At 70.7% G+C, this 22530-nt stretch carries 22 protein-coding genes; 12 read left to right on the top strand and 10 right to left on the bottom strand.

What is annotated here, in order from left to right; translation table 11 throughout:
- The first annotated feature begins 19 nt into the window (after positions 1-19).
- A complete protein-coding gene (locus ABD151_RS05785; protein ID WP_343992227.1) occupies positions 20-2521 on the top strand; it encodes a LuxR C-terminal-related transcriptional regulator in 2502 nt (833 codons plus the stop codon).
- A gap of 91 nt (positions 2522-2612) precedes the next feature.
- Positions 2613-2873 carry a GlsB/YeaQ/YmgE family stress response membrane protein gene (locus ABD151_RS05780; protein WP_343992225.1) on the top strand — a complete coding sequence of 87 codons (261 nt, stop codon included), beginning with the start codon at positions 2613-2615 and terminating at the stop codon, positions 2871-2873.
- On the opposite strand, the gene ABD151_RS05775 is transcribed toward ABD151_RS05780, so the two are convergent.
- The 5 genes from ABD151_RS05775 to ABD151_RS05755 all read right to left on the bottom strand — a co-directional run bounded on the left by ABD151_RS05775 (position 2830) and on the right by ABD151_RS05755 (position 7872).
- Positions 2830-3810, bottom strand: coding sequence for an NAD(P)H-binding protein (locus ABD151_RS05775; protein WP_343992223.1), 981 nt, complete (start codon positions 3808-3810; stop codon positions 2830-2832). The two genes, ABD151_RS05780 and ABD151_RS05775, sit on opposite strands and share 44 nt — an antisense overlap.
- 3 nt (positions 3811-3813) lie before the next feature.
- Positions 3814-4431: a CPBP family glutamic-type intramembrane protease gene (locus ABD151_RS05770; protein WP_343992221.1), complete on the bottom strand. Its 618-nt coding sequence runs from the start codon at positions 4429-4431 to the stop codon at positions 3814-3816.
- On the bottom strand, positions 4428-5792 hold the full coding sequence (locus ABD151_RS05765) for a cryptochrome/photolyase family protein (protein WP_343992218.1): 1365 nt from the start codon (positions 5790-5792) through the stop codon (positions 4428-4430). The genes ABD151_RS05770 and ABD151_RS05765 overlap by 4 nt, the downstream gene beginning before the upstream one ends.
- Positions 5789-6481, bottom strand: a complete 693-nt coding sequence (locus tag ABD151_RS05760) for a spermidine synthase (protein ID WP_343992215.1) — start codon at positions 6479-6481, stop codon at positions 5789-5791. The genes ABD151_RS05765 and ABD151_RS05760 overlap by 4 nt, the downstream gene beginning before the upstream one ends.
- Before the next feature lie 155 nt (positions 6482-6636).
- Complete coding sequence (locus tag ABD151_RS05755) at positions 6637-7872, bottom strand: cytochrome P450 (protein WP_343992213.1); 1236 nt, start codon at positions 7870-7872, stop codon at positions 6637-6639.
- Positions 7873-8079: 207 nt separating this feature from the next.
- Between ABD151_RS05755 and ABD151_RS05750 the strand changes: the two genes are divergently transcribed.
- Both ABD151_RS05750 and ABD151_RS05745 read left to right on the top strand, forming a co-directional pair.
- Entirely contained in the window at positions 8080-9243 is a 1164-nt protein-coding gene (locus ABD151_RS05750; protein ID WP_343992212.1) for a steroid 3-ketoacyl-CoA thiolase, read from the top strand.
- Between the two features lie 8 nt (positions 9244-9251).
- Positions 9252-10472 (top strand): acyl-CoA dehydrogenase family protein, encoded by a 1221-nt coding sequence (locus ABD151_RS05745; RefSeq protein WP_343992211.1) that lies wholly within the window; start codon positions 9252-9254, stop codon positions 10470-10472.
- Between the two features lie 113 nt (positions 10473-10585).
- Here ABD151_RS05745 and ABD151_RS05740 read toward each other — a convergent pair whose 3' ends face one another.
- Positions 10586-11179 carry a class I SAM-dependent methyltransferase gene (locus tag ABD151_RS05740; RefSeq protein ID WP_343992209.1) on the bottom strand — a complete coding sequence of 198 codons (594 nt, stop codon included), beginning with the start codon at positions 11177-11179 and terminating at the stop codon, positions 10586-10588.
- Between the two features lie 133 nt (positions 11180-11312).
- Here ABD151_RS05740 and ABD151_RS05735 point away from each other — a divergent pair, with 133 nt between their 5' ends.
- The gene (locus ABD151_RS05735) at positions 11313-12263 is read left to right on the top strand and encodes an NAD(P)-dependent alcohol dehydrogenase (protein ID WP_343992207.1); all 951 of its coding nucleotides are present in this window, start codon (positions 11313-11315) and stop codon (positions 12261-12263) included.
- Between the two features lie 69 nt (positions 12264-12332).
- Here the strand turns inward: ABD151_RS05735 and ABD151_RS05730 are convergent, their stop codons facing one another.
- Positions 12333-13211 (bottom strand): SDR family oxidoreductase, encoded by an 879-nt coding sequence (locus ABD151_RS05730; RefSeq protein ID WP_343992205.1) that lies wholly within the window; start codon positions 13209-13211, stop codon positions 12333-12335.
- Between the two features lie 27 nt (positions 13212-13238).
- Positions 13239-14012, bottom strand: coding sequence for an SDR family oxidoreductase (locus ABD151_RS05725; RefSeq protein ID WP_343992203.1), 774 nt, complete (start codon positions 14010-14012; stop codon positions 13239-13241).
- Between the two features lie 103 nt (positions 14013-14115).
- On the opposite strand from ABD151_RS05725, the gene ABD151_RS05720 reads away from it, so the two are divergent.
- The 5 genes from ABD151_RS05720 to ABD151_RS05700 all read left to right on the top strand — a co-directional run bounded on the left by ABD151_RS05720 (position 14116) and on the right by ABD151_RS05700 (position 18561).
- The gene (locus ABD151_RS05720) at positions 14116-14886 is read left to right on the top strand and encodes an enoyl-CoA hydratase family protein (RefSeq protein WP_343992201.1); all 771 of its coding nucleotides are present in this window, start codon (positions 14116-14118) and stop codon (positions 14884-14886) included.
- Positions 14883-15770: a CoA transferase subunit A gene (locus tag ABD151_RS05715; RefSeq protein ID WP_343992199.1), complete on the top strand. Its 888-nt coding sequence runs from the start codon at positions 14883-14885 to the stop codon at positions 15768-15770. Before ABD151_RS05720 ends, ABD151_RS05715 begins: the two co-directional genes overlap by 4 nt.
- 13 nt (positions 15771-15783) lie before the next feature.
- A complete protein-coding gene (locus tag ABD151_RS05710; RefSeq protein ID WP_343992197.1) occupies positions 15784-16554 on the top strand; it encodes a CoA-transferase subunit beta in 771 nt (256 codons plus the stop codon).
- Between the two features lie 7 nt (positions 16555-16561).
- Positions 16562-17632, top strand: coding sequence for an NAD(P)H-dependent flavin oxidoreductase (locus ABD151_RS05705; RefSeq protein WP_343992194.1), 1071 nt, complete (start codon positions 16562-16564; stop codon positions 17630-17632).
- A gap of 98 nt (positions 17633-17730) precedes the next feature.
- Entirely contained in the window at positions 17731-18561 is an 831-nt protein-coding gene (locus ABD151_RS05700; protein WP_343992193.1) for an alpha/beta fold hydrolase, read from the top strand.
- A 12-nt stretch (positions 18562-18573) separates the two neighbouring features.
- Here the strand turns inward: ABD151_RS05700 and ABD151_RS05695 are convergent, their stop codons facing one another.
- A complete protein-coding gene (locus ABD151_RS05695; RefSeq protein WP_343992191.1) occupies positions 18574-19458 on the bottom strand; it encodes a sigma-70 family RNA polymerase sigma factor in 885 nt (294 codons plus the stop codon).
- 76 nt (positions 19459-19534) lie between these two features.
- Here ABD151_RS05695 and ABD151_RS05690 point away from each other — a divergent pair, with 76 nt between their 5' ends.
- Positions 19535-19915: a DoxX family protein gene (locus ABD151_RS05690; RefSeq protein ID WP_343992189.1), complete on the top strand. Its 381-nt coding sequence runs from the start codon at positions 19535-19537 to the stop codon at positions 19913-19915.
- Between the two features lie 13 nt (positions 19916-19928).
- Here the strand turns inward: ABD151_RS05690 and ABD151_RS05685 are convergent, their stop codons facing one another.
- Entirely contained in the window at positions 19929-21992 is a 2064-nt protein-coding gene (locus ABD151_RS05685; RefSeq protein ID WP_343992186.1) for a DNA gyrase/topoisomerase IV subunit B, read from the bottom strand.
- 288 nt (positions 21993-22280) lie between these two features.
- Between ABD151_RS05685 and ABD151_RS05680 the strand changes: the two genes are divergently transcribed.
- A complete protein-coding gene (locus ABD151_RS05680; protein WP_343992185.1) occupies positions 22281-22523 on the top strand; it encodes a DUF7455 domain-containing protein in 243 nt (80 codons plus the stop codon).
- Positions 22524-22530: the final 7 nt, after the last annotated feature.

The raw sequence follows: 22530 nt of genomic DNA, 5'->3' as shown, positions 1-22530 counted from the left end.
GGCAAGCCTGCCGTGGTTCATGGCGTCGATTCCCACGCTGCGCGTCGAGGTGATCGCCCGTCCGCGCCTGGACTCCCTGCTCGATGACGCCCAGGTGCGCAGCCCGCTGACCCTGGTCACCGCGCCGTCCGGCTACGGCAAGACCGTCGCAACCGCGATGTGGGCGCGATCGCGCGCGGACGTCGTCTGGGTCTCCGCGTCGGCGGCCACGGACAGCTTCACCATCGTCCGCGGCGCCCTGCTCGAGGCGCTGCCCGCGGACCTGCGTGGACGACTCGCCCTGCTCGACCCCGAGGAGAGCGCACCCGACCCGCTCCAGCTGATCGCCCGGATCGCCACGCCGACGACCGTGATCATCGACGACGCGCACCTGCTCGACCGCGAGGCGGTCCGGCACACCATCGCCTCCGAGCCCGCCCTCTCCTCCGGGCTGCTCCAGGTGGTGCTGATCGGCCAGCCCGCGCTGGAGACCGCCTACTCCCGCGAGCTCGGCACCGGTCTGGCCACCGCGATCACCGCCGTCGATCTGGCCTTCACCCTCGACGACGTGGAGACGCTGCTCGCCGAGCGGGACGCGCCCGCCGACCCCGAGCGCTCGCGTCGGCTGCACGCGGCCTCCGGCGGGTGGCCGGTCGGGGTGCGGATGCTGCTGCTCGGCGGCGAGAGCGACACCGAGGAGCTCGAACATGCCTGGGACGGCCGGCTCGCCGACTACGTGGAGCACGAGGTGCTGGCCCGGCTCCCCGAGGAGCTGCGCACCTTCGTGCTGGAGGCCTCGACCTGCGCGCGGGCCACGCCGTCGCTGGTCTTCCTGCTCACCGGGCGCGACGACTCGCGCGCGCTGCTCGCCCAGTGCCGCGAGCAGGGCCTGTTCATCGACGCCTACGCCGACGCCCGCGCCGACGAGCACGAGGTGATCTACCGCTGGCACGACACCTTCGTGAACCTGACCCACACGATCCGGATGCGCCAGGACCCGGACCGGGCCCGCGCCCTGCACCGGGTCGCGGCCCAGGCGCTGCGCCGCGCCTTCCCGGGTGCCGCCGTGGAGCAGGCGCTGCTCGCCGACGACCCCGACCTGGCCGCCGACGTGATCCGCTCCAGCTGGCTCGGGATGCTGCTGAGCTCGCAGACCACCAGCCTCGACCAGCTCTGTCTCTCGCTGCCCGAGGAGCTGCAGAGCCAACCCGACATCCTGCTGATCCGGGCCTGCTGCTGCGACATCCTCGGCGAGCAGAGCGCGGCCAGCGCGCTGCGCCATCGTGCGCAGAGCATGGCCGATGCGGACGGCGGCTCCGAGTTCGTGCGCCGCTTCTCCGACCTGTACCTGCACAGCGATCCGGTCGCCAAGGCCGAGGCGGCCGACCGCGCACAGGAGCTGCTGGCCGGGCTCGCCGAGGCCGGCGAGCACCCGCACGCGGTCTTCCTGCTGGGCTGGGTGGAGCTGCGGCTGCGCCGCGACCCCGAGCGTGCGGTGGAGGTGCTGGGCTCCGCGGTCCGTGCCGCCCACGCCGCCGGAGAGTCCGCCCTCGCCGCCCGCGCGCACGCCAACCGGGCGTTCGCGCTGACCTACGGCGGCCGGTTCAACGAGGCGCTGGCCGCGCTCGACACGATCGACGCCGCGAACCTCCTCGACAGCCAGTGGGAGAGCTTCGACGGTGGCCTGTCGCTCTTCTCGCGAGGCTATGCGCACTTCTACCGCGGCGAGCTGGTGCAGGCCTATGACGTCTTCGACCGGATGGTCAAGGAGGGCGGCACCGACGGCTCCTTCCTGGACCTCGGCCGGGTCTACTTCGCGTTGAGCGCCTCGGTGCTGGAACGGGCAGCCGTCTACGACGAGGCCGAGTACCACCTGAGCCGGCTCAGCAACCACGACCGGCACGGCGTACCGTGGGAGTCCTACAAGCGGCTGGCCGCAGCCCGCCTGCTGGAGGCACGCGGGAAGGCCGGCGCCGCCCTGGAGGTCGCCGAGCCGCTGCTCAACCGCGGTGGCCTGCCGGCCACCCATTCCCTGCTCGCGGAGATGTACCGGCGCCTCGACGAGCCGGCGCTCGCGAAGGTCGCCCTGCAGCGCATCGAGCGACGGGCCCGGCCCCGCTACGTCCATGTGGGGGCTCTGGTCACCACCGCCGCGCTGACCGCGGCCCAGGGCCAGAGCGAGGACGCCCACAAGTACCTCGAGCGGGCGCTGCTGGTCGCCGAGCCGGACCAGGCCTGGTACCCGTTCCTGGCCCGCGACAGCGTCGTCACCGAACTGCTCGACGCCCACCCCCGCTCGGGAAGCGCGGAGCTCCTGCTGGCCGAGATCTCCCGGCGCCGCAGCGCCTTCCACGAGGCCCCCGGCGGCACGCTGACGCCGCGCGAGCAGGAGATCCTGCACCTGCTGCGGACCACCATGACCACCCAGGAGATCGCCGCCGAGCTGCATCTTTCGCTGAACACGGTGAAGACCCACCTGCGCGCGATCTACCGCAAGCTCGGGGTGCCGAACCGGCGCAGCGCGGTGCGGTTGATGTCCTAAGCCCGGCCGCCTCATCCGTTCCGGGTGAGATCCCCGCGCGTCGGCGCCTGTCCCGCGCGCGCTGGGGCCCGCAGTGCTCTAGCGTTCGAGCATGCTCATTATCGCTCTCATCCTGTTCGGCATCGTGGCCGGCGGCGTCGCCCAGATGATCCTCGGCGCCTCGATGAAGGACGTCGACTGGACGACCGCCCTGGTCACCGGTCTGATCGGCTCCTTCGTGGGCGGCCTGGTGCTGAGCCTGGCCACCGGCAACGGCCTCGACCTGCACGCCACCGGGCTGCTCGGCTCGATCGGCGGCGCGCTGCTGGTCACCTGGGGCTGGGGTCTGTTCCAGCGCTCCCGGGCCGCCTGAGCACCACGAACCGATCCGGGCCCACCCGGGCCATCGCGGCCCGCACGGCATCGTCGTAGCCGGTGGGCTCGGGCGGCGCGCCCAGCACCTGGTCGGCGTCGTCGCGGCAGACCACCTCATGCACCAGGCTGTCGACCAGCGGGCGCGCGACCTTGGTGTCGAGCGGCGTGACCAGTCCGATCCAGCGACTCGCCAATCCTGGGGTGAGCACCGGCACGGTGATCACCCAGCGTGAGCGCAGCCCGGTGACGGCGGCGAAGCGCTGGATCATGTCGGCGTAGGTGAGCACCTCCGGGCCGCCGACGTCGAAGCTGCGGTTCACCTCGTCGGGCAGGTCGGCCGCCCGCAGCAGGTAGTGCAGCAGGTCCTCGATCCCGATCGGCTGGATCCGGTTGCGCAGCCAGCGCGGCGCCAGCATCACCGGCAGCCGGTCACTGAGGTAGCGCAGCATCTGGAACGAGATCGACCCCGCGCCGAGCACCACTGCCGCCTGCAGCACCGCGGCGGGCACCGGCGTGCGCAGGAAGATCTCGCCGACCTCCACCCGTGAGGCCAGGTGCGGCGAGAGCTCCTCGCCGTCGGGGTGCAGCCCGCCCAGGTAGACGATCCGGCGCACGCCCTCGGCGTCCGCGACCGCGGCGAAGCTGTGCGCGAGCTCGCGATCCCGGCTGGCGAAGTCACTGCCGCCGGCCATCGAGTGGATCAGGTAGTAGGCGACCTCGGCGCCACGCAGCGCCTGCTCGAGGATCTGCGGGTCGTCGGCGTCGCCCTCGACGATCTCGACCGCACTCCCCCAGGGCCGGTCGCGCAGCGACGCGGCGTTGCGAGTGATCACCCGGACCTTCCAGCCGGCGTCGAGCAGGCGTGGCACCAGCTCCCCGCCGACGTAGCCCGAGGCGCCGGTCACCAGCGCTGTGCGTTCTTCGGTTGCGGACATCGTTCACCTTCCGATCGCCAGGACGTCGGGCAGCAGCGTGATCATCGCCACCGACCAGGTCAGATGGGTGAGCACCGGGGCGAGCACGCCTCCGGTGAGTCGCCGCAGCCCGGCCGTGATCAGCCCGAGCAGGACGGCGGCGACGGTGAGCAGCAGGACGCCACTGCCCAGCGTGGTCAGGGCGTACGCGGCGGTGGTCAGCGTGATCGCGAGCCGGCGGGGCACCGCATCGTAGAGCGCACCACGGAAGAAGATCTCCTCGGCGATCGCATTGACCAGGGCCATCGCCACCACCAGCGCGGTGTCGGCGCGGGCGTGGTCGAGGACGTCGCTGGCCGGCTCGCGGAGCACCTCGACGTGCGCCACCACGAAGCCTGCCGCCAGGCAGACGCCGGCCGCCGCGGCGCCGGCACCGACACCGAGCAGGGCCGCGCGCAGCGTCGTCCCGTCATGGGCGACCCGGACCCCGCCCGCGGCGAGGGCGCCACCCACCCAGAGCAGGGCCACCGCCAGGCCTCCGGCGACGAAGAACGGGTCACCGGGCTCGAGGCGCAACAGCACCGCGAGCGCACCCGTGCCCAGGACCAGCGTCGCGAGGGCGACCGCCTGGGCCCGGCTCATCCCTGGCTCCGGACCGCTTCGTAGCGCGCCAGCGTCTCCCGGCGCTCGGCGTCGTGGTCGACGATCGGCTCCGGGTAGCCGTGCGCGTAGCCGTCACGGTGCTTCCACGGCTCGTGCGCCGCCTTGCCGCTCAGGTGTGCCAGCTCGGGCACCCAGCGGCGCACGTAGGCGCCGTCCGGGTCGAACCGCTTGCCCTGGGTGACCGGGTTGAAGACCCGGAAGTAGGGCGAGGCGTCGGTGCCGGTGCCGGCCACCCACTGCCAGCCGTGGTTGTTGGCGGCGATGTCGCCGTCGATCAGCTGGTCCAGGAAGTGCCGGGCGCCCAGCGGCCACCACACGTGCAGATCCTTGACCAGGAAGCTGCCGACGACCATCCGGACCCGGTTGTGCATCCAGCCGGTGGCGGCGAGCTGGCGCATCCCGGCGTCGACGAAGGGGAAGCCGGTGCGGCCCTCGCGCCAGGCGGCGACCAGCTCCTCGGTGGCGTCGCCGTCGTCGTACTCCATCCCGGCCAGCGCGGGCTTGAGGTCCGCCCAGGCGGAGTCCGGGTGGTGCCAGAGCACGTCGCCGTAGAACTCGCGCCAGGCCAGCTCGGTGACGAAGGTGCGTGCGCCCTCGGTGTCGGCGTCGCGGTGGGTGCGGACGTCGGCGAGCAGCGTGCGCGGGTGCAGCGCGCCCACCTTGAGGTGCCCCGACAGGCGGCTGGTGCCGTCGAGGTCCGGGCGGTCGCGCAGCTCGGCGTAGTCGGCCAGGCCGTCGTCGAGGAAGGCATGCCAGCGCTCCAGCGCCTCGGTCTCCCCCGCCGCGCCGAGGGCGCGGCCCTGCTCGGCCAGCGCGGCGTCGACCTGCTCGCTCCGCACGCCCGCGTGCCAGCGGGGCTGGCCGGGTGCAGTGAGCGGCGGCTGCTCCGCCTGCTCGCGCCAGGCGCGGGCGAACGGGGTGAAGACCTGGTAGGGCGTGCCGGAGCCGGTCAGCACCGTCCCCGGCGCGACGGCGTAGGGGGTGCCCCGCGAGGTCAGCCGGACGTCGCCGGCGCTCAGCGCCTCGGCCACCGCGCGGTCCCGGCGTCGCGCGTACGGCGTGAACTCGCCGCTCACGTAGACGGTCGGGGCGCCGACCTCCGCCGCGAGCTCGGGCAGCACCCGGCGCGGGTCGCCGGAGCGGATCACCACCGCGCCGCCGGAAGCCTCCTGCAACGCGGCCAGCGCCGCCTCCAGGTGCGCGCGACGCGGCGCGCCCGCCCAGCGCAGCCCCGGGTCCCGGACGAAAACCGGCAGCACGTCGCCGTCCTCCAGCGCGGCCAGCAGTGCCGGGTTGTCGGCCAGCCGCAGGTCGCGGCGCAGCCACCAGATCGCCGTCATCGGCCACCGCCGAAGGAGTCGGAGACCGCGCGCCCGGCATAGACCCGGTACTCCATCGGCGACGGCACGCCCCAGGGCTCGGTGGGCAGCGCACCGGCGGCCACCAACAGGTTGCCCGGGCGCCGTCCCTTGAGTGTGGCGGGCTCGGCGCCGACCATCACCTCGCCGAGCGTGCGCACGCTTGCGACGAAGGAGCGGACGCCGGCGAACGGTGCCCGGTCCACGAGGTTCGCCACGAAGACGCCGCCGTCGGCGAGCACTCGCTGCACCTGCTCGACGAAGGCCGGCGTGGTCAGCTCGCTGGGCACCACGCCGTGCTCGAACGCGTCCAGGATGACCAGATCCTGGGAGCTGTCGCGGATCTGGGCGATGCCACGCAGCCCGTCGACCGGCCGGACCTTGATCCCGCTGCGCGGCGGCAGCGGCAGCTCGGCGCGGACCCGGTCGATCACCTCGGCCGCGGGCTCCAGCACGATCTGCGCGGAGCCCGGACGCCGGGCCGCCAGGAAGCGCGGCAGGCTCATCGCGGCCCCGCCGATGTGCAGCGTGCGCAGCCGCCCGGGCGGCATCGCATCGATCAACCGGCCGATCCGGACCATGTAGTCGAAGGCAAGGTAGGTGGGATCGGCAGGATCGACGGCGGACTGTTGCATGCCGTCGAGGTCGAGGACGTACAGGTCGCGGCTCATCAGGTCTCGAGCCTATCGAGAACGACAACGAGGCCGGCACCCCAACGGGATGCCGGCCTCGCGTGAGCCCTGGATCAGACGTGACGACTCGCCTCACCAGATCTCACGATGGGTAACGCAAGAACTCGCCTGTCGTCACGGGTGAACTCCTGGAATCAGGAGTAGTCGGCGTGCAGCTCCTTGACGCCGTTGATCCAGCCGCTGCGCAGGCGACGGATCTGGCCGGTGGGCTTCAGGTTCGGCATCTTGTCGGCGATGGCGTTGAACATCAGGTCGACCTCGCGCCGGGCCAGGTTGGCGCCGATGCAGTAGTGCGCGCCGTGGCCGCCGAAGGCGACGTGCGGGTTGTTCTCCCGCTTGATGTTGAAGGAGAACGGGTCCTCGAAGACGTCCTCGTCGAAGTTGGCCGACGAGTAGAACATCAGCACCCGGTCGCCCTCCTTGACCGTCACGTCGCCGACCTGGACGTCGTTGATCGCGGTCCGCTGGAAGACGGTGACCGGGGTGGCCCAGCGGATGATCTCGTCGACCGCGGTCGCCGGACGCTCGGCCTTGTACAGCTCCCACTGGTCCGGGTTCTCGAAGAACGCCTGCATGCCGTGGGTGATCGCGTTGCGGGTGGTCTCGTTGCCGGCCACCGCGAGCAGGATCACGAAGAAGCCGAACTCGTCGTCGGTGAGCGCGCCCTCGCCGTCCTCGCCGACGGTCACCAGCTTGGTGATGATGTCGTCCTTGGGGTTCTTGCGGCGGTCGTCGGCGAGCATCATCGCGTACCCCAGGATCTCGGCGGCGGCGACGGCCTCGTCGCCCTCCACCTCCGGGTCGTCATAGGCCAGCATCTGGTTGGACCAGTCGAAGAGCTTGCCGCGGTCCTCCTGCGGCACGCCGAGGAGCTCGGCGATCGCCTGCAGCGGCAGCTCGGCGGCGAGGTCCTCGACGAAGTTGCCCGAGCCCTTGGCCAGCGCGGCCTCGACGATCTTGTCGGCACGCTCCTTGAGCGCGCCCTCGATCGCGGCGATCGCACGCGGCGTGAAGCCGCGCGAGATGACCTGGCGCATGGCGGTGTGCGACGGCGGGTCGTGGTGGATCAGCATCGCGCCCTGCAGCTCGACCTGGTCGCGGGTCATGTCCGGCGCGAAGCGGACGATGACGCCGTTGCGCTGCGTCGAGAAGTCCTTGCTGTTCTTGGAGATCGCCGCGACGTCCGCGTGCTTGGTCACAGCCCAGTAGCCGGTGTCGAGGAAGCCGGCGCGCGCCTCGGGCTCCTGCTCGACCCAGATCACCGGAGCGGTCTCGCGCAGGTGCCGGAAGGCGTCGTGCGGGACGGCCTTCTCCATCTGCTCGGGGTCGGTGAGGTCGAGACCGTCGTAGGTCAGGGGGGTGGTCGTCACGGGGCTCCTCCAGGAAAGAATCTGCAACACGTTCTAGTGATGATGGTTACATACCGTCGGAATGTTTGGAAGCGCTTTCCGGACTATTTCTGCACGAGTTTCAATCAGGCGGGACCGCGGTTTGCCGGATGGGGAGAACCTGTTCTACTTTCCCCAGACAGGTCCCGGCATGGGCCGCGGGCCGTGGTAGCAGGAGTGAGGCTGAGCATGGGCAACCCCGTCATCGTCGAAGCGGTCCGGACCGCGCAGGGCAAGCGCCGCGGCTGGCTGGCCGGGGTCCACCCCGCCGAGCTGCTCGGTGCCGCGCAGACCGAGGTGCTCAAGCGCGCCGGCGTCGACTCCGCCCTGATCGAGCAGGTCATCGGTGGCTGCGTGACCCAGGCGGGCGAGCAGTCCAACAACATGGTGCGCCGTGCCTGGATGCACGCCGGCCTGAACAACTCCACCGCCTCCACGGTGATCGACGCCCAGTGCTCCTCGGCGCAGCAGGCGACCCACCTGATCAACGCGATGATCGCCGGCGGCGCGATCAAGGCCGGCGTGGCCTGCGGCGTCGAGTCGATGTCGCGCATCCCGCTGGGCAGCAGCGTGCCCAAGGGCTTCGGCGACCCCCGCCCGGCATCGTGGAACATCGACCTGCCGGACCAGTTCACCGCCGCCGACCGGATCGCGAAGAACCGTGGGATCACCCGCGAGGACCTGGACGCCTTCGGCCTGCGCTCGCAGCAGCGCGCCCGCGTCGCCGTCGACGAGGGCCGCTTCGAGCGCGAGATCTTCGCCGTCGAGGCCCCGATCCTCGACGACGAGGGCAACCCGACCGGCGAGACCCGCACCGTGACCACCGACCAGGGCCTGCGCGAGACCACCCTTGAGGGCCTCAACTCGCTCAAGCCGGTGCTCGAGGGCGGCCTGCACACGGCAGGCTCGTCGTCGCAGATCTCGGACGGCGCCTCCGCGCTGCTGCTGATGGACGAGGAGCTCGCCGCCAGCCTCGGCCTCAAGCCGCGCGCTCGGATCATCACCTCCGCCCTGGTCGGCGCCGAGCCGTACTACCACCTCGACGGCCCGGTCCAGGCGACCGAGAAGGTGCTCAAGGACTCCGGCATGTCCATCTCCGACATCGACCTGTTCGAGGTCAACGAGGCGTTCGCCTCCGTGGTGATGTCGTGGGCCCAGGTGCACAACGTCCCCGAGGACAAGTACAACGTCAACGGCGGCGCGATCGCGATCGGTCACCCGGTCGGCTCGACCGGCACCCGCCTGCTCACCACCGCGCTGCACGAGCTCGAGCGGCGCGACGCCTCCACCGCCCTGATCTCGATGTGTGCGGGCGGCGCCCAGGCGTCGGGCACCATCATCGAGCGGATCTGAGGCCCGTCGTGTACCAGTGGAGTGACGAGGAGCTCGCGATCCGCGACGCCGTGCGGGCGTTCGTGGACAAGGAGATCCGCCCACTGCAGGACGAGCTCGAGCACGAGGGCCTGCCGCCCTACGACATCGCGCGCAAGTACTACGCGGCGTTCGGTCTCGACGAGGCCGGCGGCGAGCTCTTCGACTGGCAGATCCGTCGCGACGAGGCCGCCGAGGCCGGCCAGCCCTTCGACGAGCCGCAGCCCGACGGCGTCGGCATCGGCGGCGGACCGGTCGCCAACGTCGAGCTGGTCAAGGCCGGGATGGGCATCCCGACCGCGATCGGCGTCTCGATCGGCATGGCCGCCGGCACCATCAACGGCCTGGGCAGCATCGAGCAGCGCAAGCGCTGGGCACGGCCGCTGATGACCATGGAGAAGATCGGCTCGTGGGCGATCACCGAGCCGGACGCCGGCTCGGACGCCTTCGGCGGCATGCGCACCACCGCCAAGCCCGACGGCAACGGCGGCTGGGTGCTCAACGGCCAGAAGACCTTCATCACCAACGGTCCGTACGCCGACACCATCGTCGTCTACGCCAAGCTCGACGACGGCAGCGAGCCGGACCGTCGCAAGCAGCCGGTGCTGATCTTCGTGCTCGACTCCGGGATGGAGGGCCTGACCCAGTCCAAGCCCTTCAAGAAGATGGGGATGGCCTCCTCCCCCACCGGGCAGCTCTTCTTCGACCATGTCGCGGTCGGCCCCGAGCGGCTGCTGGCCGGCAAGCCCGGCACCGACGGTCGCGAGTCGGCCCGCAAGAACTTCATCGGCGAGCGGGTCGGCATCGCCACCTTCGCGCTCGGCATGATCGAGGAGTGCCAGCGGATCGCGATCGACTACGCGAAGACGCGTGAGCTGTGGGGCCAGCCGATCTCGGAGTTCCAGCTCATCCAGCTCAAGCTGGCCGAGATGGAGATCGCCCGGGTCAACGTGCAGAACATGGTCTTCAAGGGCCTGCACGCCCAGCGCACCGGCACCATGGACATCGCCGAGGCGTCCGCGATCAAGCTCTACTCCTCCCGAGCCGCCACCGAGGTGGCGATGGAGGCCGTGCAGCTGCTCGGCGGCAACGGCTACATGGCCGAGTACCGGGTCGAGCAGCTGGCCCGCGACGCCAAGTCCCTGATGATCCACGCCGGCTCCAACGAGGTCCAGGTGACCCACGTGGCCAAGGGCCTGCTCCGCCGCTAACCCGAACCCGCGCTTGTTCACACCCGAACCTGCGCTTGTTCACACCCGAACCTGCACCAAACGGAACGGGGCGGCACCACACGGTGCCGCCTCGTTTCGCATTTCTGCCTCTGCTAGGCCCCGACGCGCAGCACGGAGACGGCGAACTCCGACTCCCGGGAGAAGGGCTCCAGGTCCCAGGTGGAGAAGCGCTGCTCCAGGCGCAGGCCCGCGCCGGTGATGTCGGCGTCGAAGCGGCTGTAGGAGTACTCCTCGGCGCGGCGGAAGCCGATCACGATCCGGCCGCCCGGACGCAGATGCGCGGCCAGCCGCTCCAGCACCCGGCGCTCGGTGCCGGGCGCGACGAAGAGCAGCACGTTGCCGGCCACGACGACCAGGTCGAACGGGTCCTCGTCCAGGTCGAGGGTGGCCAGGTCGGCGACCAGCCAGCGCGGGCCGGGGTGGTCCTCCTCGGCGGCGGCGATCAGCACCGGGTCCACGTCGACGCCGACGACCTCGTGCCCCCGCTGGTGCAGGGCTCCCCCGACCCGGCCCGGGCCGCACCCGGCGTCCAGGATCCGTGAGCCGCGCGGAAGCATCGCGTCCACCAGCCGCGCCTCGCCGTCGAGATCCTTGCCCTCGGCGGCCATGGTCCGGAAGCGCTCCACATAGCGCTGCGAATGGCCGGCTTCGGTATCGGTGAACCAACGGGGCTGAACAGAGGTCATGGCTCCATCCTGCCTGGCCGCCCGGAGGCCTCCACCTCGGGGATCGCTCAGGGTCGTTCCCGGTGTCGCTCAGGCTCCCTCCTCCCTACTCTCGAAGGACCAAGGTCCGAGCACGAGCGTGAGGAGAGGCCCGATGAAGGCAGCAGTGATCGACCGCTACGGACCGCCCGAGGTCGTCGAGCTCCGCGACGTCGAGGAGCCACGCCCGACCGCGAAGCAGATCCTGGTCAGGGTCGAGTCGGCCACCGTGGACAGCGCAGACGCCCGGATCCGCGGGGCTCGCTTCCCGCGCGGGTTCGCGCTCGGGGCGCGGCTGGCGTTCGGGGTCCGCCGCCCGCGCCGCCCGATCCTGGGCACCGCGTTCGCGGGCACCGTCGTCGAGGTGGGCAGTGCGGCGACCGGGGTCCGGGTCGGCGACCGGGTCGCCGGCATGTCGGGGTTCAGGCTCGGCTGCCATGCGGAGCTGGTCGCGGTGCCGGCGACGAAGGTCGCCCCTGTCCCGGACGCCGTCAGCGCGGCCGACGCTGCCGGCGTGCTCTTCGGCGGCACCACCGCGCTGCACTTCCTGCGGGCCTGCCGGGTCGTCCCCGGGCGGCCGGGGCACGCACCGCGGGTGCTGGTGGTCGGCGGCGCGGGAGCGGTCGGCGTCCAGGCGATCCAGCTGGCGCGGGCGAGCGGCGCCACCGTGCGGGCGACGGCGGGCCCGGGGCGCGCCGCCCTGCTGGCCGAGCTCGGGGCCGAGCATCTCGACCACAGCCGCGACGAGCTGTTCGACGGGTCGCGCTACGACGCCGTCCTGGACACCGTCGGCCTGTTGGATGCCCGATCCGCGCGCCGGCTCCTCACCGACGACGGCCACGCGGCGCTGATCGCGGCCGACCTGCCGCAGACCCTGCGCGCCCGGGGTCGCGTGCACACCGGCACCGCATCCGAGCGCGCCGAGGACGTCGCCCACCTGCTGGAGCTGCTGGCAGACCGGACCGTGCGCGTCGTCGGCGACCGGCTCGGCTTCGACGAGATCGTCGAGGCGCACCGCCGGGTGGACAGCGGGCACAAGACCGGAAGCCTGGTCCTCACCTGGTGAGCGCGACCCGCAACGACGAACGGACCCCGGCCGCCGAGGCGACCGGGATCCGATGCGTGCGTGTGCGGCTCAGGCGCCGTAGACCGGGTCCGGCTTGGGGGCCTCGGCGATCAGGGCGTCGACGACCTCGCCCAGCTCGGCGGCCTCCCAGCGGCGGCCGGCGTCACGCGATGCGGCGTGCAGGTAGCCGGACTCCAGGGTGAGCAGCCCGCCGTCGATCTCGAAGATCCGGCCGGTGACGTGACCGGCGGCCTCCGAGGCCAGCCACGCCACGATCGGGCTGTTGTCCTCCGGCAGGGCCATCGCCGAGGTGTCGAAGGCACCCTCGGTCATCCGGGTCTTGGCGACCGGTGCGATCGCGTTGACGGTGACGCCGACGCGGCCCAGCTCGGCCGCGGCGACCAGCGTCATCGAGGCGATCCCACCCTTGGCTGCGGAGTAGGCGACCTGGCCGATGGAGCCCTGCAGGCCGGCACCGGAGGTGGTGTTGATGACGCGGCCGACGCGCGGGCGACCGGCCTTGGACTCGGCGCGCCAGTAGGCGGCCGCGTGGCGCAGCGGGGCGAAGTGGCCCTTCATGTGCACCCGGATCACGGCGTCCCACTCGTCCTCGGTGGCGTTGACCAGCATCCGGTCGCGCACGAAGCCGGCGTTGTTCACCAGGATGTCGAGGCCGCCGAAGGTGTCGATCGCCTGCTGCACCATCGCCTCGGCCTGGGCGAAGTCGGCCACGTCGGCACCGTTGACGACGGCCACGCCGCCCAGCGCCTCGATCTCGGCGACGACCTGGTGCGCCGGCGAGTCCTCCTTCTCCCCGTTGTTGGAGACGCCGAAGTCGTTGACGACGACCTTGGCGCCCTGGCGGGCCAGCTCGAGCGCGTGCGCGCGACCGATGCCGCGACCGGCACCGGTGACGATGGCGACGCGTCCGTCAAGGATCTTGCTCATGGTTGCTCCTAGAGGTGAGGGGTGGCCTCAGGCCTGGGCCTGGAGGGAGTCGACGACGTACTGGAAGACGGGCGGCTCGCCGCCGCCGTGGCACTCGATCGCGGCACCGGTGACGTAGCTCGCGAGGTCGGAGCCCAGGAAGAGTGCGACCTGGCCGATCTCCTCGGGCCGAGCCATCCTGCCCAGTGGGATCGTCTGCTCGATCGCCGCCACCGTGGCGTCGCCGCCGTAGTGCTCGGCGGTGTTCTCGGTCCGGCACAGGCCGACGTTGATCGCGTTGATCCGGACCTTGGGCGCCCACTCCTGACCGAGCGAGACGGTGAGCTGGTCGACGGCTGCCTTGGCGGCACCGTAGACCGCGGTACCCGGCGAGGGGCGCAGCGCGGAGATGGAGGAGATGTTGACGATCGCGCCGCCGCTCTCCTGGGTCTGCATCACCTTGTTCGCCGCCTGCGCGACCAGCAGCGCGGAGGTGAAGTTGAGGTCCATCACCTTGGCGTGGAAGCGCGGCGAGGCGTCCGCGGCGAGCGCGTAGGGAGCGCCACCTGCGTTGTTGATCGCGACGTCGAGGCGGCCGTGCAGGGCGACGACCTTGTCGATCAGCTCCTGGACCGAGTCCGGGTCGCGCACGTCGCAGGTGAAGTGGGTGGTCCCCGGCTCCGGGACGTCGACCTCCGAGCGGGCGCAGGTGACCACGTGGGCCCCGGCCGCTACGTAGGTGCGCGCGATGCCCAGGCCGATGCCCTTGGTCCCGCCGGTCACCAGGACGACACGTCCGGTGAGGTCGATCTGCACTGCCATCGGATTCCTTCCTCGCTACAAAACCAAGCAAGTGTTAGGGTACCAAGCAAGTGTTTGGTTTGGTGGACCGCAAGGCCATCAATGGACGGGAGGCACTCCCCCGATGACGATTTCCTCCGTACTGCGCGACGACCACATCCGCGTCGTCACCATGGAGCACGGCAAGGTCAACGCCCTTCCGGTCGCCGACTGGTTCGGCGTCGCAGAGGCGCTCGACGAGGCCAGCCGCGACCCGCAGACCCATGTCGTGGTGCTCCGCGCCGAAGGCCGTGGCTACAACGCCGGCGTCGACATCAAGGAGATGCAGAACACCTCCGGCATGGAGGCCCTGCTCGGCGCCAACGCCGGCTGCTACGCCGCGTTCAAGGCGATCTACGAGTGCTCCGTGCCGGTGATCGCCGCCGTCAACGGGCACTGCATCGGCGGCGGCGTTGGCCTGGTCGGCAACGCCGACGTGGTGATCGCCTCCGAGGACGCCTACTTCTCCGTCCCCGAGGTCAACCAGGGCGCCCTCGGCGCGGCCACTCACATGGCCCGCCTGGTCCCCCAGCACATGATGCGCACCCTCTACTTCACCGCCGGCCGGATCCCCGCCAAGGACCTGCTGCAGTTCGGCTCGGTCTACCGCGTGGTGCCCCGCGAGGAGCTCGACGCCGCTGCGCTCGAGGTCGCCGCGGTGATCGCCGGCAAGAACACCAAGGTCATCCGTGCGGCCAAGGAGGCCATCAACGGGATCGACCCCATCGACGTCAACAAGAGCTACCGCTTCGAGCAGGGCTTCACCTTCGAGTTGAACCTCATGGGTGTGGCTGACGAACTCCGCGATGACTTCGCGGGTACCGACAAGTCTGGTTCCAAGGAGAGCAACAAGTGACCCGACCCACCAACAAGGAGATGACCATCGACCAGGTGGTCGAGCACCTCTCCGACGGCATGACCATCGGCATCGGCGGCTGGGGCCCCCGGCGCAAGCCGATGGCGCTGATCCGCGCGATCCTGCGCTCCGACCTCAAGGACCTCACCGTCGTGGCGTGGGGCGGCGCCGACGTCGGCCTGCTGGCCGAGGCCGGCAAGATCAAGAAGCTGGTCTACGCCTTCGTCTCGATGGACACCGTCCCGCTCGAGCCGAACTTCCAGGCCGCTCGCCAGAACCGCACGATCCCGGAGATCTGCGAGTGGGACGAGGGCATGTTCCAGACCGGTCTGAAGGCGGCCGCCGAGCGGCTCCCGTTCCTGCCGATGCGGGCCGGGCTGGGCTCCGACGTGCTGGTCAACAACCCTGACCTCAAGCTGGTCAAGAGCCCTTACGCCGACGAGAACGGCGACTACGAGGAGTTCGTGGCGGTGCCCGCGCTCAAGCTCGACGTCGCGCTGGTCCACCTGAACCGCGCCGACGTGCACGGCAACGCCAGCTACCTGGGCCCGGACCCGTACTTCGACGACCTGTTCGCGATGGCCGCCGAGAAGACCTTCGTCTCGGTCGAGAAGATCGTCGACACCGCCGCATTGACCGCCGACACCCCGATCCAGCGCCTGCTGCTCAACCGGATGATGGTGACCGGCGTCGTCGAGACCCCGAACGGTGCGCACTTCACCAACTGCGTGCCGGACTACGAGCGCGACGAGAAGTTCCAGAAGCACTACGCCAAGTCCGCCGCCGACCCCGAGGCATGGGCCGCCTTCAAGGAGCGGTTCCTGTCGGGCGATGAGGCTGCCTACCAGGCCGCCGTCGAAGCGTTCCGCGCCGAGCAGGCCTGAGGAGAGATCAACGATGACTGAGATTACTCGCGCAGAGGTCTGCGCCGCCGCCGTCGCCGACGCGTTCGCGCAGGACGGCGAGATCTTCGGCTCCCCGATGGGCACGATGCCGATGATCGGCGTCCGCCTGGCCAAGCTCACCTCCAACCCCGACCTGGTGATCAGCGACGGCGAGTCGCTCTTCCTCGGCGGCGTGCCGCCGATCTTCGCCAAGGCCGACGTCGTGGAGGGCTGGATCCCGTTCCGCCGCGTCTTCGACGTGGTCGCCTACGGCAAGCGTCACGTGATGATGGGCGCCACCCAGGTCGACAAGCACGGCAACCAGAACATCTCCGCGATCGGCGACTTCGCCCAGCCGAAGCGTCAGCTGCTGGGCTCGCGCGGCGCGCCGGGGAACACGGTCAACAACCGGACGTCGTACTGGGTGCCCAAGCACAACACCCGCGTCTTCGTGGAGAAGGTCGACATCATCTCCGGCGTCGGCCCTAAGGCTGCCAAGGAGGCCGGCCCGGGTGCGTCGAAGTACAACGACATCCACCGGATCATCTCCAACCTCGGCGTCTTCGACATGGGCGGCCCGGACGACACCATGCGGATCGTCTCGCTGCACCCGGGCGTCACCCTGGAGGAGGTCCAGGAGGCGACCGGCTTCGAGCTGCACGTGGACGGCGAGGTGGCCACCACGCGTCTGCCCAGCGACGCCGAGCTGACGATCATCCGCGAGATGCTCGACCCGAAGAACTTCCGTGACCGCGAGGTCCCGCCGGTCGACGCAGGCAAGTGAGTCGCTGATGTCCACTGAGCAACTGCTGCGCACGCCGCTGACCGAGCTGGTCGGCGTGAAGCACCCGGTCGTGCAGACCGGGATGGGCTGGGTGGCCGGGCCGAGGCTGGTCAGCGCGACCGCCAACGCCGGCGGCCTGGGCATCCTGGCCTCGGCGACGATGACCTTCGAGGAGCTCGAGAAGGCCATCGTCGAGGTCAAGAGCCGCACCGACAAGCCGTTCGGCGTCAACCTGCGCGCCGACGCCGCCGACGCGCCGGCCCGATGCGAGCTGCTGATCGAGCACGGCGTGAAGGTTGCCTCCTTCGCGCTGGCACCGAAGCCGGAGCTGATCGCGAAGCTCAAGGAGAACGACATCGTCGTGATCCCGAGCGTGGGTCTGCCCAAGCACGCCAAGAAGGTGGCCTCCTGGGGCGCCGACGCGGTGATGATCCAGGGCGGCGAGGGCGGTGGCCACACCGGCTCGACCCCGACCACCCTGCTGCTGCCGTCGGTGCTCGACGCCGTCGACATCCCGGTGATCGCGGCCGGCGGCTTCTTCGACGGCCGTGGTCTGGCGGCGGCGCTCTCGTACGGCGCTGCCGGCATCGGCATGGGCACCCGCTTCCTGCTCACCTCGGACAGCGCGGTCCCGCAGTCGGTCAAGGAGCTCTACCTGGGCTACGGCCTGGACGGCACCGTGGTGACCGCGAAGGTGGACGGCATGCCGCACCGGATGCTGCGCACCCCGTTCGTGGAGGAGATCGAGGAGACCGGCACGATCCGCCGCCTCGCCCCCACGATCAAGCGGACGCTGGAGTTCAAGAAGATGGCGGGCATGTCCTGGCTGCAGCTGGCCAAGGACGGGCGCGAGATGAAGAAGAACCAGGGCCGCACCCTGGCTCAGATGACGCTCGCCGCCAACACCCCGATGATGCTCAAGGCCGGCCTGGTCGACGGCGACACCAACGCGGGCGTGCTGGCCTCGGGCCAGGTCGTCGGCGTGCTGGACGACCTGCCGACCTGCGAGGCGCTGATCGACCGGATCGTCCTCGAGGCGGCCACCCAGCTGAAGAAGGCGCACACCTACCTGGTATGAGCCACCCCGAGAGCCCCGGGACGTCACGCGTTGCGAGGGAGCACCCGCTCCCTCGCAGGACGGCCCGGGGCTCTTGCTGCGCTAGGGTGCGGTGCTCCGTGACCCGCGCTCCCGCGCTCGCCCGAAAGGCCGCCATGACGACGTCGTCACCTACTCCCGTCGTGCTGATCGCTCCGGCGATGGGGATCGGCGCCCGCTTCTACCGGCCGCTCGTCGAGACCTTCTCCGAACGCGGCTGGACGGCGATCGCGCTGCCCCGGCGCGGGTTCGAGCTGGACCACCCGCCTGCCAGCCGGGCCCACGACTGGTCGTACCAGGACGAGATCGACGAGATCGCCCGCGCCGTCGCCGCCCAGCGCGCCGCCGAGCCGGAGCGCCCGGTGCTCGTGCTCGGGCACAGCCTGGGTGGCCAGATGGCGGTCGGGCACGCGCTGAACGAACCGCCCGCCGACGGCCTCATCACGATCGGCACCTCGCTCCCCTACCACCGCGACTTCCCGTTCAACGGCCCGCACCTGGTGCTGATGGCGGGACTGATCGTGCCTGCCCTCACCGCTGCCTTCGGGTACCTGCCCAAGCCCGCCTTCGGCGGCCCGGGCGCCAAGACGCTGATGCGGGAGTGGGCGCGAATGGTGCTGACCGCCCGCCCGCCCTATCCGGTCCGGGGCAGCGTCACCACTCCCTCGCTGGTGATCAGCCTGGACGGCGACACCTATGCCCCGCGCGACGCCGTCGACGCCTTCGTCGAGCGGCTCTTCACCCCGAGCACCAGCACGCGGCTGCACGTCACCGAGCAGCCCACCGACCACGTCGGCTGGGTGCGCTCGCCCGGCGCGGTGGTGGACGGCGTCGTCGCCTGGTGGCATCGCTCCCTGGCCCCAGCTCCCGACGTCCTGCCCGCCGGGGATGCGGCTGCTCCGTCGGCGTGACGTCCGCCGGCGTCACGGCGCCGGCGGCAGCTCCTGCGCGTCGAGCCAGCGACGATCCAGGAACGAGGCGACCTTCGTCATCCGGCCGTCCTCGACGGTGCAGCTCATCACGCTGACCGGCTTGCCGGTCGGGCCATAGGCCACGATGCCCGGCTGGCCGTCGACCAGCACTCGCCGCGCGCTGAACCGGGTCCGGTCGCCGCGCGCGATCGCTTCGAGCAGGTGCTGCGCGCCGACCTGGGTCCGGACCGCTCGGGCGCTGTGGATCTCCCAGACCAGGTCCGGGTGCAGGATGTCGAGCAGCGCCGCGAAGTCTCCGTCGCGGGTGGCGGCGAGGAACGCGTCGACGACGGCGCGCTGCTGCCTGCGCTCCTCAGCACTCGCCACCTGGAGATCGTGGCCACGGACCTTGCGGCGCGCCCGGCTCGCGGACATCTTGGCGGCGTCGGTGGACTTGCCGAGGATGCTCCCGATCTCCGCGAACGGGACAGCGAACAGATCGTGCAGGACGAACGCCATCCGCTCGTCGGGCTCCAGCGCACCGAGCAGGACCAGCAGCGCCAGGCCGACCTGGTCGGCCTGCACCGCGGCCTGCTCAGGCCCGTCGCCCAGCGCGTGGTCCTCGTTCGCCTCGCTCTCATCCAGGGTGATCGACAACGGGGCCTCGGCCTTCGCCGTGCGCGTCCGAAGCGTGTCGACGCACAGCCGGCCGACGACGGTGGTCAGCCAGGCCGCCAGGTTCTCGATGCTGCCCGACTCCTGCCGGATCAGCCGCAGCCACGCCTCCTGGACGACGTCCTCGGCGTCCGTGCGCACGCCGAGGACCCGGACGGCGATCGCCGTCAGCCGTCCACGTTCGGCCTCGAATGCCTCAGCCAGCTCGCCCTGCGCGTCCATCGGTTACCTCTTCCCTCGCGGATCCGTCATCAACTCGACGGGCCCGCACGGGCCAAGGTAACCACGAAGGAGAGTCATGGACACCGCACTCTGGATCCTCGCCGGAGCACTCGCCGTCGCCTTCGGCGCGGGCGGGCTCACCTTGCTGGCCACGAGCCAGGCGCGCTACCGCGCCCTGGGCGCCAGCCAGCACTGGGTGGACGACTTCGACCCAGGCCAGCTCAAGCTGATCGGCGCGATCAAGCTGCTCGGCGCACTCGGCCTGGTGCTCCCCGCACTGCTCGGGGTGCTGCCGGTGCTCACCCCGCTGGCGGCCTGCGGGCTGATGCTCTTCATGGCAGGCGCCGGCACCACCCGGTTCCGCCGCAAGGAGTGGACCTACCTGCTCGGCGACCTGGTCTTCGTGAGCCTCTTCGCCCTGCTGGCGTGGGGCCGCTTCGACCTGGCGCCGTTCTGAGGTGCCCTGCCGCTCAGGCGTCCAGCTCCTCCAGGCTCAGGTTGCCGCCGTTGGCGACGATGAACTCCTTGCGCGGCGCGACCTCGGAGCCCATCAGCAGCTCGAAGACCTTCGCGGCGTCGTCGGCGTCGTCGACGGTGATCCGGCGCAGGGTCCGCTGGCGCGGGTCCATCGTGGTCTCGGCCAGCTGGTCGGCGTCCATCTCACCGAGGCCCTTGTAGCGCTGGACCGGGTCCTTCCAGCGGACGTTCTTCTTGGACAGCTCGGCGAGCTTGCGCTGCAGCTCCGCGTCCGAGTACGTGTAGACGTACTTGTCCATGCCCTTCTTCGGGTTGGAGAGCTCGATCCGGTGCAGCGGCGGGACGGCCGAGTAGACCCTGCCCTCCCGGATCAGCTCGGGCATGTACTTGAAGAACAGCGTGGCCAGCAGGCACCGGATGTGGGCGCCGTCGGAGTCGGCGTCGGCCATGAAGATGATCCGGCCGTAGCGCCGTGCGTCGAGGTCGAACGTGCGCCCGGAGCCCGCACCCACCACCTGGATGATCGAGGCGCACTCGGCGTTCTTGAGCATGTCGCCGACCGAGGCCTTCTGCACGTTCAGGATCTTGCCGCGGATCGGCAGCAGCGCCTGGAACTCGGAGTTCCGGGCCAGCTTGGCGGTGCCGAGGGCCGAGTCACCCTCGACGATGAAGAGCTCGGACATCTCGTTGTCGCCGGAGCGGCAGTCGGCCAGCTTCGCCGGCAGCGTCGAGGACTCCAGCGCGTTCTTGCGGCGCTGCGTCTCCTTCAGCTGGCGTGCGGAGATGCGGGTCTTGGCGGCACCGGCCACCTTCTCCATCACCAGCTTGGCCTGGGCCTTCTCGACTCGCTTGGTGGAGGTCAGGAACTCCTTGAGCTCGCGCGCCACCACCTTGCGGACGACGGTGCGCGCGGCCGGCGTGCCGAGGATCTCCTTGGTCTGACCCTCGAACTGGGGCTCGGCCAGGCGCACGGTGACGACGGCCGTCATGCCCTCCATCACGTCGTCCTTGATCACGTCGGCGTCGTTGACCTTGAGCGCCTTGCTCTGCCGCATGATCTCGTTGAAGGTCTTCGTCGCGGCCGCCTCGAACCCGCTGACGTGGGTGCCGCCCTTGGGGGTGGCGATCACGTTCACGAAGGAGCGCATCTCGGTCTCGTAGCCGCTGCCCCAGCGCACCGCGATGTCGACGCCGAGCTCGCGCTGCACCTCCTGCGGGGTCATGTGGCCCTTGTCGTCGAGCATCGGCACCGTCTCGGTGAAGGTGTCGGTGCCCTGCAGCCGGATCACGTCGGTGACCGGCTCGCCGGTGGCCAGGTAGTCGACGAACTCGCCGATGCCGCCGTCATGGCGGAACTTCTCCTCGGTCGGCTCGGGGCCGCGCAGGTCCCGGATCACCAGCTCGAGGCCGGGCACGATGAAGGAGGTCTGCCGCGCGCGGCCGAGCAGGCCGTCGATCAGGTAGGTGGCGTCCTTGGTGAAGATCCGGCGATCGGGCCAGAACCGCACCCGGGTGCCGGACTTGCCCTTGGCGACCCGCTTGCCCTTGCGGGAGAGCCCGGACTGCGGCGTGAAGCCGGCGTCGGGGCCCTCGCCGTCGAAGACACCCGGCATGCCGTGCTTGAAGCTGATGCCCTGGGTGGCCGGCGAGCGGTCGACGTCGATGTCCATCCGCGCGGAGAGCGCGTTGACCACCGAGAGGCCGACGCCGTGCAGGCCACCGGTTGCCACATACGAGGAGCCACCGAACTTGCCACCCGCGTGCAGCTTGGTGGCGACCACCTCGACGCCGGGCAGGCCGGTGCGCGGCTCCTTGTCGGTGGGGATGCCGCGGCCGTCGTCGTAGACCTCGACGGAGCCGTCGGGATGCAGGGTCACCTCGACCGACGACGCCGCGCCGGCGAGCGCCTCGTCGACGCCGTTGTCGATGATCTCCCAGACGCAGTGCATCAAGCCGCGGGTATCGGTGGACCCGATGTACATACCCGGTCGCTTGCGGACCGCCTCCAGGCCTTCGAGGACCAGGAGATGCGCTGCGTTGTACGTGTTGTCGGCCATGCGTTCCTTCGTCGTTCGTGCTCCAGGAGCAATCTAACCCGCTGCTCCGACACGACGACGGCGGCTCGCGGACGGGCGGGCGAAGTGTCGGTCGCTCCTCCCGGCTCCGATCACGGTGAACGGCGTCACGAACCGGTCACGCCTGCGTCACATGTACACACCGGATTCCACGGTATGGAGAGTCGGCGCGTCACCTTTGGCACTTCGTGATTGGATGGTGACCACCGAATGGTGAGACATGGACCACGACGGGAATCTTTCCCGCCAACGGGTCGTTGATCCGGACGTATGCGAAACGAAAGTGAGGCCGACGTGACCACTGCAGTTGCCCCGAGCACCTCCCTGACCGCCGAGGACCGTTGCGACCGCTGCGGCGCTCAGGCCTACCTCCGAGTCCAGATGGCCTCCGGCTTCGACCTGCTGTTCTGCGCGCACCACGCTCGCGAGCACGGGGACAAGCTCCGCGAAGTCGCCACCACCGTCGTCGACGAGACGCACAAGCTCACCGCGAAGCCGACGCCGGTCGACTGACACCGCG

This window comes from Nocardioides dubius (assembly GCF_039528155.1).
In the GTDB taxonomy this organism is placed as follows: Bacteria; Actinomycetota; Actinomycetes; order Propionibacteriales; family Nocardioidaceae; genus Nocardioides; species Nocardioides dubius.
Note: the sequence above shows the minus strand (reverse complement) of the source record. Positions and strands in the feature narration are given on the sequence as shown.

Bases quoted from the DNA above. Each gene is read 5' to 3' on its own strand.
- ABD151_RS05785 (WP_343992227.1), top strand. From the start codon at position 20: ATGGCGTCGATTCCCACGCTGCGCGTCGAGGTGATCGCCCGTCCGCGC.
- ABD151_RS05780 (WP_343992225.1), top strand. From the start codon at position 2,613: ATGCTCATTATCGCTCTCATCCTGTTCGGCATCGTGGCCGGCGGCGTC.
- ABD151_RS05775 (WP_343992223.1), bottom strand. From the start codon at position 3,810: ATGTCCGCAACCGAAGAACGCACAGCGCTGGTGACCGGCGCCTCGGGC.
- ABD151_RS05770 (WP_343992221.1), bottom strand. From the start codon at position 4,431: ATGAGCCGGGCCCAGGCGGTCGCCCTCGCGACGCTGGTCCTGGGCACG.
- ABD151_RS05765 (WP_343992218.1), bottom strand. From the start codon at position 5,792: ATGACGGCGATCTGGTGGCTGCGCCGCGACCTGCGGCTGGCCGACAAC.
- ABD151_RS05760 (WP_343992215.1), bottom strand. From the start codon at position 6,481: ATGAGCCGCGACCTGTACGTCCTCGACCTCGACGGCATGCAACAGTCC.
- ABD151_RS05750 (WP_343992212.1), top strand. From the start codon at position 8,080: ATGGGCAACCCCGTCATCGTCGAAGCGGTCCGGACCGCGCAGGGCAAG.
- ABD151_RS05740 (WP_343992209.1), bottom strand. From the start codon at position 11,179: ATGACCTCTGTTCAGCCCCGTTGGTTCACCGATACCGAAGCCGGCCAT.
- ABD151_RS05735 (WP_343992207.1), top strand. From the start codon at position 11,313: ATGAAGGCAGCAGTGATCGACCGCTACGGACCGCCCGAGGTCGTCGAG.
- ABD151_RS05730 (WP_343992205.1), bottom strand. From the start codon at position 13,211: ATGAGCAAGATCCTTGACGGACGCGTCGCCATCGTCACCGGTGCCGGT.
- ABD151_RS05725 (WP_343992203.1), bottom strand. From the start codon at position 14,012: ATGGCAGTGCAGATCGACCTCACCGGACGTGTCGTCCTGGTGACCGGC.
- ABD151_RS05720 (WP_343992201.1), top strand. From the start codon at position 14,116: ATGACGATTTCCTCCGTACTGCGCGACGACCACATCCGCGTCGTCACC.
- ABD151_RS05710 (WP_343992197.1), top strand. From the start codon at position 15,784: ATGACTGAGATTACTCGCGCAGAGGTCTGCGCCGCCGCCGTCGCCGAC.
- ABD151_RS05705 (WP_343992194.1), top strand. From the start codon at position 16,562: ATGTCCACTGAGCAACTGCTGCGCACGCCGCTGACCGAGCTGGTCGGC.
- ABD151_RS05695 (WP_343992191.1), bottom strand. From the start codon at position 19,458: ATGGACGCGCAGGGCGAGCTGGCTGAGGCATTCGAGGCCGAACGTGGA.
- ABD151_RS05690 (WP_343992189.1), top strand. From the start codon at position 19,535: ATGGACACCGCACTCTGGATCCTCGCCGGAGCACTCGCCGTCGCCTTC.
- ABD151_RS05685 (WP_343992186.1), bottom strand. From the start codon at position 21,992: ATGGCCGACAACACGTACAACGCAGCGCATCTCCTGGTCCTCGAAGGC.
- ABD151_RS05680 (WP_343992185.1), top strand. From the start codon at position 22,281: ATGCGAAACGAAAGTGAGGCCGACGTGACCACTGCAGTTGCCCCGAGC.